11 protein-coding genes are annotated in these 8,157 nt (G+C 51.1%); 8 read left to right on the plus strand and 3 right to left on the minus strand.

Annotated elements, in window-relative coordinates:
* On the plus strand, window positions 1–241 hold a 241-nt coding region (locus tag BOW51_RS04990), incomplete at its 5' end, for a sulfur globule family protein (RefSeq protein ID WP_281252866.1).
* A 119-nt stretch (window positions 242–360) separates the two neighbouring features.
* On the opposite strand, the gene lpxH is transcribed toward BOW51_RS04990, so the two are convergent.
* Genes lpxH through BOW51_RS05005 form a run of 3 tightly spaced genes read right to left on the minus strand, consistent with a single transcriptional unit; the run spans window position 361 to window position 2,213 of the window.
* Window positions 361–1,104 (minus strand): UDP-2,3-diacylglucosamine diphosphatase, encoded by a 744-nt coding sequence (gene lpxH / locus BOW51_RS04995; RefSeq protein WP_078476728.1) that lies wholly within the window; start codon window positions 1,102–1,104, stop codon window positions 361–363.
* Window positions 1,091–1,582 carry a peptidylprolyl isomerase gene (locus BOW51_RS05000; protein ID WP_078476729.1) on the minus strand — a complete coding sequence of 164 codons (492 nt, stop codon included), beginning with the start codon at window positions 1,580–1,582 and terminating at the stop codon, window positions 1,091–1,093. The genes lpxH and BOW51_RS05000 overlap by 14 nt, the downstream gene beginning before the upstream one ends.
* A gap of 22 nt (window positions 1,583–1,604) precedes the next feature.
* Complete coding sequence (locus BOW51_RS05005; RefSeq protein WP_078476730.1) at window positions 1,605–2,213, minus strand: peptidylprolyl isomerase; 609 nt, start codon at window positions 2,211–2,213, stop codon at window positions 1,605–1,607.
* A gap of 118 nt (window positions 2,214–2,331) precedes the next feature.
* Here BOW51_RS05005 and cysS point away from each other — a divergent pair, with 118 nt between their 5' ends.
* The 7 genes from cysS (at window position 2,332) to ubiT (ending at window position 8,103) form a co-directional block, all read left to right on the plus strand.
* A complete protein-coding gene (gene cysS / locus BOW51_RS05010) occupies window positions 2,332–3,720 on the plus strand; it encodes a cysteine--tRNA ligase (protein WP_078476731.1) in 1,389 nt (462 codons plus the stop codon).
* A 4-nt stretch (window positions 3,721–3,724) separates the two neighbouring features.
* Window positions 3,725–4,939 carry a flavodoxin-dependent (E)-4-hydroxy-3-methylbut-2-enyl-diphosphate synthase gene (ispG, locus tag BOW51_RS05015; protein WP_078476732.1) on the plus strand — a complete coding sequence of 405 codons (1,215 nt, stop codon included), beginning with the start codon at window positions 3,725–3,727 and terminating at the stop codon, window positions 4,937–4,939.
* On the plus strand, window positions 4,939–5,436 hold the full coding sequence (locus BOW51_RS05020; protein WP_078476733.1) for a DNA-deoxyinosine glycosylase: 498 nt from the start codon (window positions 4,939–4,941) through the stop codon (window positions 5,434–5,436). Before ispG ends, BOW51_RS05020 begins: the two co-directional genes overlap by 1 nt.
* A 151-nt stretch (window positions 5,437–5,587) precedes the next feature.
* A complete protein-coding gene (locus BOW51_RS05025) occupies window positions 5,588–6,616 on the plus strand; it encodes a thioredoxin family protein (protein ID WP_135568064.1) in 1,029 nt (342 codons plus the stop codon).
* A 57-nt stretch (window positions 6,617–6,673) separates the two neighbouring features.
* Window positions 6,674–6,904, plus strand: coding sequence for a BolA family protein (locus tag BOW51_RS05030; RefSeq protein WP_078476735.1), 231 nt, complete (start codon window positions 6,674–6,676; stop codon window positions 6,902–6,904).
* 8 nt (window positions 6,905–6,912) lie between these two features.
* Window positions 6,913–7,413 carry a SprT family zinc-dependent metalloprotease gene (locus BOW51_RS11605; protein ID WP_281252867.1) on the plus strand — a complete coding sequence of 167 codons (501 nt, stop codon included), beginning with the start codon at window positions 6,913–6,915 and terminating at the stop codon, window positions 7,411–7,413.
* A gap of 213 nt (window positions 7,414–7,626) precedes the next feature.
* Window positions 7,627–8,103: a ubiquinone anaerobic biosynthesis accessory factor UbiT gene (gene ubiT, locus BOW51_RS05040; RefSeq protein ID WP_078476737.1), complete on the plus strand. Its 477-nt coding sequence runs from the start codon at window positions 7,627–7,629 to the stop codon at window positions 8,101–8,103.
* Window positions 8,104–8,157 lie beyond the last annotated feature (54 nt).

Here is an 8,157-nt window from a genome sequence, read left to right on the forward strand (position 1 = left end):
AGACGGACGTGGTGAAGGTCGTGGCCGTGGTCGTGGCAAAGGTCGCGGAAGCTTCAACTTCAGCATGGACGCAGACGCTGATGCCGATTCTGAATTCGACGGCGATACCAACAACAGCTACTACGGTCGCGGTTACAACAACATGGACAACCGTTACTACGGTCGTAACGGCTACGGTTACGCTCCTGTTGCTGCTCCAGTTGCTCCTCAGGCGCCTGTCGCTCCTGAAGCTGCCAAGTAATTAATACAGTTTAATCACTGTAGTTCTTACGAAGAGAATGCCATCACCGAAAGGTGGTGGCATTTTTTTGTGCATCATACTGAAATAAATCTGGGTAGATGAAGAAACTGTTTTCGAGCTCAAACGGTGATTTCTTTAACTCCATCCGGGGTAACAGAAAGTGCCATACCCTGATCTGAATGCCATTCACCAAGCACAATACGCTCGCAGGGTTTAGCATTGATTTCGAATTGGTGTCTTGCCTGCCTGTGAGTATGCCCATGGATCAGACGAGTAACACCATGCTTGTTCATCACGCTTTCAACAGCTGACTGGTTAACGTCCATAATGTCACCCGGCAGTAGTGAGGTGGCCTCGCCGCTTTGCTTGCGGTAATCTGCCGCGATTGCTTTGCGCTTTTCCAGCTTTCGTGCCAGAAAGTCACTGGCGAAGGCATCGCTTCTGAGAAATTTACGTGCTTCTAGATAGCCGGTGTCATCTGTACACAGGGTGTCACCGTGCATCAGCAGTGTCTTTGTCCCGAATAGATCAACAACCATCTCCTCCGGAATCAGTTGGGTGCCAGTATGTCTGCAGAAATCATCGCCGAGTAAAAAATCCCGGTTGCCGTGCTGAATCAGTACATCGGTTCCTGATGATGTCAGTAGCCCGAGCTGAACACGGATATCCTGGTAGGGTGTTTCGTTGTTGTCATCGCCGATCCAGGCATCGAAGAGATCGCCAAGGATAAAAATGGCGTCTGCCTTACGTGCCCGGTTGTTGAGGAAATTCAGAAAACGCTGCACCGTCGCCGGGTACTCCGGCGACAGGTGCAGATCCGAGATGAAGAGTATCTCGTTGGTTTGTGACTCATGCGTCGACAACTTCTGCCTTCTCGATCACGATGGGATCGACTGGTACGTCAGAGTGGCCGGCAGTAACACCGGTAGCAACGCCCTTCATTTTTTCGACCACATCCATGCCATCAACGACCTTGCCGAATACACAGTAGCCCCAGCCATCCTGCCCAGGATAGTCGAGGAAACCGTTGTTGGAAACATTAATAAAGAACTGCGAGGTAGCAGAGTGAGGGTCCATGGTGCGTGCCATGGCAATGGTGCCTGCTTCGTTCTTGAGTCCGTTCTTGGCTTCGTTTTCGATTGGCGGATTGGTTCCTTTCTGCGTCATATCTGCTTCGAAACCGCCACCCTGGATCATGAAGTTGTTAATGACGCGGTGGAAAATGGTGCCATCAAAGAAACCCGAGGTGACATAGTCGAGAAAGTTCTTGCTGCTGATCGGTGCTTTTTCTTCATCCAGTTCAATGGTGATGTCACCGAGTGTTGTTGTCAGTTTAATCATTTCTGTTCCTGTGCTTATATAATTAGTTAATGCGTTTGATTGTGATGATCTCGACCTGTTCAAGCGGTGCATCCGATGAAAATGGTCCGCCCTTGCCAGTTTTTGTCATGGCAATCTGGTCAACAATATGGAGACCGTCGGTTACTTTTCCAAATACTGCGTAACCAGCACTTCTGCTGCTCTTGTCGAGGAAGGTGCTATCACGATGGTTGATAAAGAACTGTGCGGTGGCCGAGTCCGGGTTGTTTGTACGTGCCATGGCAATGGTGCCGCGTTTGTTCGAGAGGCCGTTGTTCGCCTCGTTTTTGATCGGATCGTTGGTCTTTTTCTTTTGGTAATCCTTGCTGAATCCGCCGCCCTGAACCATGAAATCCTTGATCACACGGTGAAAAATGGTGCCATTGTAAAAACCGGCGTCAACATATTCGAGAAAGTTTTTCACCGTGATTGGCGCTTTCTCCTGGTTCAATTCGAGGGTGATGTTACCTGAGCTGGTCTCCAATATGACAGTGACCGGATTGGCAGGTGCCTGATCCTGTGACTGGTCCTGAGCCTGGTCTGTTGCCTGCTGGCTACAGGCCGTGATGGAAACAAGACCAATGAGCAAAAACGAGCGTAGAAAAGCGTACATCGTGACTCCATGAATATGCGGAAAAAAGGAAATGATACAGACGAAATGAGAAAAGCGGAAATGAATCCAGTAAACTAGGCCCCTGAAATTAATATAGTCATAGCAGAAAGAGAATCCAATGCTTCGGATCTACAACGATCTCACCGGAAAAAAAGAGGAATTTCAACCAATTGAGCCGGGCAAGGTGCGCATGTACGTGTGCGGCATGACGGTTTACGACCTCTGTCACCTCGGCCATGCACGTGTCATGGTGGTTTTTGATGTCGTTTACCGCTATCTGGAAGCGATTGGTTATGACGTCACCTATATTCGAAACATCACGGATATTGATGACAAAATCATCAATCGCGCCAATGAGAAGGGCATCCCCTTTATCGAACTGACCGAGAATTTTATTGCCGAGATGCATCACGATTCTGACGCGCTCGCGATTTTGCCACCCGATTCTGAACCTAAGGCGACCGAGCACATGGACGAAATTCTCGCCATGATCAAGCGCCTGATCAGTAACGGCCACGCCTACGCAGCCGACAACGGCGATGTCTACTATGACGTGCGCAGTTTCCCCGAATACGGCAAGCTCTCAGGCAAGTCGATCGATGATCTTGAGTCGGGAGCGCGTGTCGAACCCGGTGATGCCAAGCGTGATCCGCTCGATTTTGCCCTGTGGAAAACAGCCAAGCCCGATGAGCCTGCATGGGATTCACCATGGGGTCGTGGTCGTCCCGGCTGGCATATTGAGTGTTCGGCAATGTCGACATGTGCATTGGGCGATACCTTTGATATTCATGGCGGTGGTGCCGATCTGACATTCCCGCATCACGAGAACGAGATCGCCCAGTCGGAAGGCGCAACCGGCCATCCCTTCGTCAACTACTGGATGCATAACGGCTTTGTCCGTATCAATGACGAGAAGATGTCCAAGTCGCTTGGTAACTTCTTTACCGTGCGTGAGATTCTCGAGCGCTATCAACCGGAAGAGATTCGCTACTTCATCCTCACCAGCCAGTATCGCAGCCCACTCAACTATGATGATGAGCATCTCGATAATGCGCGCGGTGCACTGGGGCGTTTCTACACAGCCCTGCGCGGTCTTGATCTTGATGGCGTCGCACCTGCAGGTGGTGATGTTTTCGTCGAGAACTTCCATGCAGCGATGAATGACGATTTCAATACACCGGTTGCACTTGCTGCCATGTTTGACCTGACACGCGAACTCAATCGTGCGCGCAAGGAAGATGAGGCAGCAGCGGCAGGACTTGCGGCGCAGCTGAAACAGCTTGGTGCGTTGCTTGGTATTCTGCAGCTGGATCCGGAAACTTACCTGAAAGGTGGCGACAGCGTAGGTGGTCTGGCCGATGATGAAATCGACAGCCTGATTCAGCAGCGTCTTGATGCGCGTGCAGACAAGAACTGGGCAGAGGCAGATCGTATCCGTGACTTGCTGCAGGAGCAGGGCATCGTTCTCGAGGACGGCGCCGGCGGAACCACCTGGAGAAGAGGCTAATCTAATGATCCAGCGGCATAAAACAGTTGCGGTCAATGTCGGCGGTGTACTCGTCGGTGGAGACAACCCGGTTGCAGTGCAGTCGATGACCAATACGGCAACTGAAGATATCAAGGCGACAATTGAGCAAACCGCACAACTGGCGCAGGCCGGTTCCGAGCTGGTTCGAATTACTGTAAATACAGAAGAAGCTGCCGCTGCCGTTCCGCACATTCGTGACGGTCTCGACAAGCTGGGTGTTTCTGTTCCACTGGTTGGCGATTTTCATTTCAATGGCCATCGCCTGCTGAATGATTACCCTGCATGTTCCGAGGCACTTGCCAAGTATCGTATCAATCCCGGCAATGTCGGCAGTGGCGAGAAGAAAGATCAGCAGTTTGCCGACATGATCGAAACCGCCAGCCGTTTCGACAAGCCGGTTCGTATCGGTATTAACTGGGGCAGTCTCGACAAGCAGCTGGTTGTGCGCATGATGGACGAGAATGCAAAACTGCCTGAACCGAAAGAGACCGAAGAGGTGATTCGCGACATCATGGTGGTCTCTGCACTTGAGAACGCCAGGCGTGCAGAAGAGCTTGGCCTGTCTGCCGACAAGATCATCATCTCCTGCAAAATGAGCGGCGTGCAGGACCTGGTTGGAGTCTACCAGCGTCTTGCCGAACAGTGTAATTATGCTTTGCATCTTGGCCTGACAGAAGCGGGCATGGGTTCGAAAGGTATTGTCTCTTCGACAGCAGCATTGTCTATCCTGTTACAGCAAGGAATAGGCGACACCATTCGTGTTTCACTGACACCTGAACCCGGTCAGTCACGCACCACCGAGGTTACCGTGTGCCAGCAGATTCTGCAGTCACTTGGTCTGCGTTCCTTTATGCCGCAGGTGATTGCATGCCCGGGTTGCGGACGCACTACCAGTACCTATTTCCAGGAACTGGCCAAGGAGATCGAGGATTACCTGAAGCAGCAGATGCCCGTGTGGCGCACGCAATATCATGGCGTCGAGGAGATGGATGTCGCTGTCATGGGCTGCATCGTTAATGGCCCGGGCGAATCCAAGCATGCCAATATTGGTATCAGCTTACCGGGCACGGGTGAAAGCCCGGCTGCACCTGTGTTTGTCGACGGTAAAAAATTCAAAACGCTGAAGGGCGAGGGGATTGCTGCCGAATTCAAGCAGATTCTCGATAGCTATGTGCAGGACCACTACGCCACAAGATAATGCCGGCCAGTTTTCCGCCTCTCATTGGTGATCAGCCGAAAGTTCTGATCCTTGGTTCAATGCCCGGCATCAAGTCACTGCAGGAGCAGCAGTACTACGCCCATCCGCGTAATGCCTTCTGGCACATCATGGGCGAACTCTTCGGTGCCGGTTTTAACCTTCCATACAATCAACGCCTCGAGATTCTCAAGCAACACCATATCGCTCTGTGGGACGTACTCGGTTATTGCGAACGCGAGGGCAGCCTCGACAGTTCAATCGAGTCAGGCAGCGAGGTACCAAATGCAATTCCCGAACTGCTGCAAGAGCATCACGGCATCAGGCGTGTGCTGCTCAATGGTGGCAAGGCTGCCAGCGCCTTTCGCAAACATATTCTACCGTCTCTGCCTGCAACTCATGACTACAGAATTGTACAGATGCCGTCGACAAGTCCCGCTCATGCGAGGATGTCTCAAGCTGAGAAGCTTGCGGTCTGGAGAGAGGCCTTGCTGAAATAGTGTTGTTTGAGGTATATCGCGTATTCCCGGATGCCGGCTCAAGGCCGGCATGACGAATTTCACTACAGAAATATCATAATCCCCCGGAAAATGGCTGATTTTTTATACCCAAATTCCGCTATGCTTTGTTCATAAACAAGGTGGATGGAACATGATGAAAAAAATAATCACACTTTTTATTCTGCTGGCATCACCCCTGCTGTTTGCGGCCGGTGAAACGGCACAGCTTGATACCGGACTTGTGAATCCCGGTTATCACGACAAGCCAGCCTGGTTCAAAGAGTCCTTTCTCGATATTGGTGAAGATATCGAGGAGGCGACAGATGAAGGCAAGCGAGTGTTGCTCTATTTCTACCAGGATGGTTGTCCCTACTGCGCCAAGTTGTTGCATGACAACTTCGGTAACCGTGACATCTCCAACAAGACTCAGGAGCACTTCGATGTCATCGCCATTAATATGTGGGGCGATCGTGAAGTCTCCGGTCTTGATGGAGAGGCAACAACTGAAAAAGCATTTTCGCAGTCATTGAAAGTGCAGTTCACGCCAACACTGCTGTTTCTCGATGAGGGTGGCAAGGTGCTGGTGCGTCTCAACGGTTACCTGCATCCGCATCAGTTCGATGTTGTCCTCGATTACGTAGCACAGCGTAAAGAGGGCGAGATGTCGGTGCGCGATTATGTCGCCTCAGTCAATCCACAGGCAGCAAGTGGCAAACTGCATATGGAGCCCGGCTTTATTCAGTCGCCAGTTAGCCTGGCTGCTCTGGATAAGGGCAAGCCGGTGCTGTTACTGCTTGAACAGAAAACCTGCGCTGCCTGTGATGAGTTGCACCAGGATATTCTGCAACGCGAGGCAGTGCGCAACTCCCTTGAGCAGTTCCAGGTCGTATTGCTGGATATTTGGTCCGAAGAGAAGGTCGCCGGATTCGACGGTGTAGAAACCACAGCACGAAAACTGGCTGAACAATTGGGTGTTCACTATGCCCCGAGCATGCTCTATTTTGTTGATGGCAAGGAGGCGTTCCGTACCGAGGGATACCTGAGAGCCTTCCACGTCCATGGCGGTATGGATTATGTGCTCAGTGGCGCTTATACAGAACAGCCTGAATTCCAGCGATATCTTCAGGATCGACGTGCCGAATTCGAAGCAAAGGGAATTCATGTCGATCTGTGGGAGTAATCAGTGTGATGATCTTGTTATAATTGCTTCAGTCATTATTGATCTGAGTAAAGTAAAGTGGAAACAGAAGCGGTTAAAGCATTGATTCAACAGGGAATGCCAGGTGCTAATATTACAGTTACCGGCGACGGACGCCATTTCGAAGCAGTTATCGTCAGCCCTGAATTCGAAGGTAAGTCACTCATCCAGCGTCACAAGATGGTGATGGCGACAGTGCATGATGAGATCACATCTGACACATTACACGCCCTCTCGATCAAGGCCTTCACACCAGAGCAGGCAAAATAATTTCGCAACTGTCGCAAAACAGACGCGAGCAGGTACGACACAAGGTTGCCGAGTGCCTTGAACTCGCCGCAAACCATTTTGACAAGTCGTTTGAACTTCCCGAGATACGCTTTGATCTGCATGCGCGTGCCGCCGGCCAATATCGCTATGGGAAAAACCTGCAACAGTTAAGATTCAATCCCTACCTTTTTGCTACCGCATTTGATGAGAATCTCGACACCACTGTGCCGCATGAAGTGGCGCACTATGTCACATTCAATCTATTCGGGCGTGTCAAACCACACGGCAGAGAGTGGCGTGAAGTGATGAAGCTGTTTGGTGTGCCTGCCGAGGTGACCCACAACCAGAAAATAAAAATCCCAGGACTGCGTCGGGAACGCCGCTGGGGTTACCAGTGTGGTTGCCAAACACATCAGCTGACGACAAGACGTCACAATAAAGTGATTTCAGGGAAAGGGAGTTTTAGCTGCCGCAAATGTGGCCAGCTGTTGCGACAGATGGCTTGCTGAAATAGCCAAGATATTTTCTTCGTGGGAGCCTGGAGTTTCTGATTGGTGGCAGTTATTGATGTAGGTCATATACTGCCTGCAATAAGGGTGTTAGTTTTTACCTCCTTGACAGTCACAACTGGTGCGTTGCCGCTCAATTCTATGGGCAGGGACTTGTTGCCAGGCGTGCCAGTTCAACTGGATCATTAGATTCTGTCGTGAATCGGAGTTGCCATGTTGCCCAGATTATTTCACCGCTTGCCCCATCCGCCACAGGCTCCGGCAAGATTCTTGCTGGAACAGTTTCTCAACAAGCTTTTTGCTGATGCCATTGCAGAAGAGGAGCTGGATTTTCTCGATGACAACGTTTTCCAGGTGAGAGTGGATGGTATCCCGATGGCATTTGATCTGACGCTGAAAGATGACAGGCTGAAATTGTCACCCGTGTCAGACCGGTGGGATTTGCGCATCACTGGCAGTGCCTATGACTTCATGTTACTGGCAGCACGCCGTGAAGATGCCGACACGCTCTTCTTCCAGCGCCGTATCACAACTGAAGGCGACACCGAACTGGGTCTCTACCTGAAAAACTTTCTGGATTCGCTGGATCTCTCCGATCTGCCTTTCTCAAAATTGCTGGAGCAGGGCCTGCAAGGTGCAATTTCAATGCACGACAGGCTGGAGCCGCTTGGCCGTGTCCTGCAACGCTGATATATCGATTACCGGGAGCCAGTTGTATGGAACTCGTCTGTCCGGCAGGTAACC

Origin of the sequence: Solemya elarraichensis gill symbiont (genome assembly GCF_002021095.1) — a bacterium.
Lineage (GTDB): Bacteria > Pseudomonadota > Gammaproteobacteria > Chromatiales > Chromatiaceae.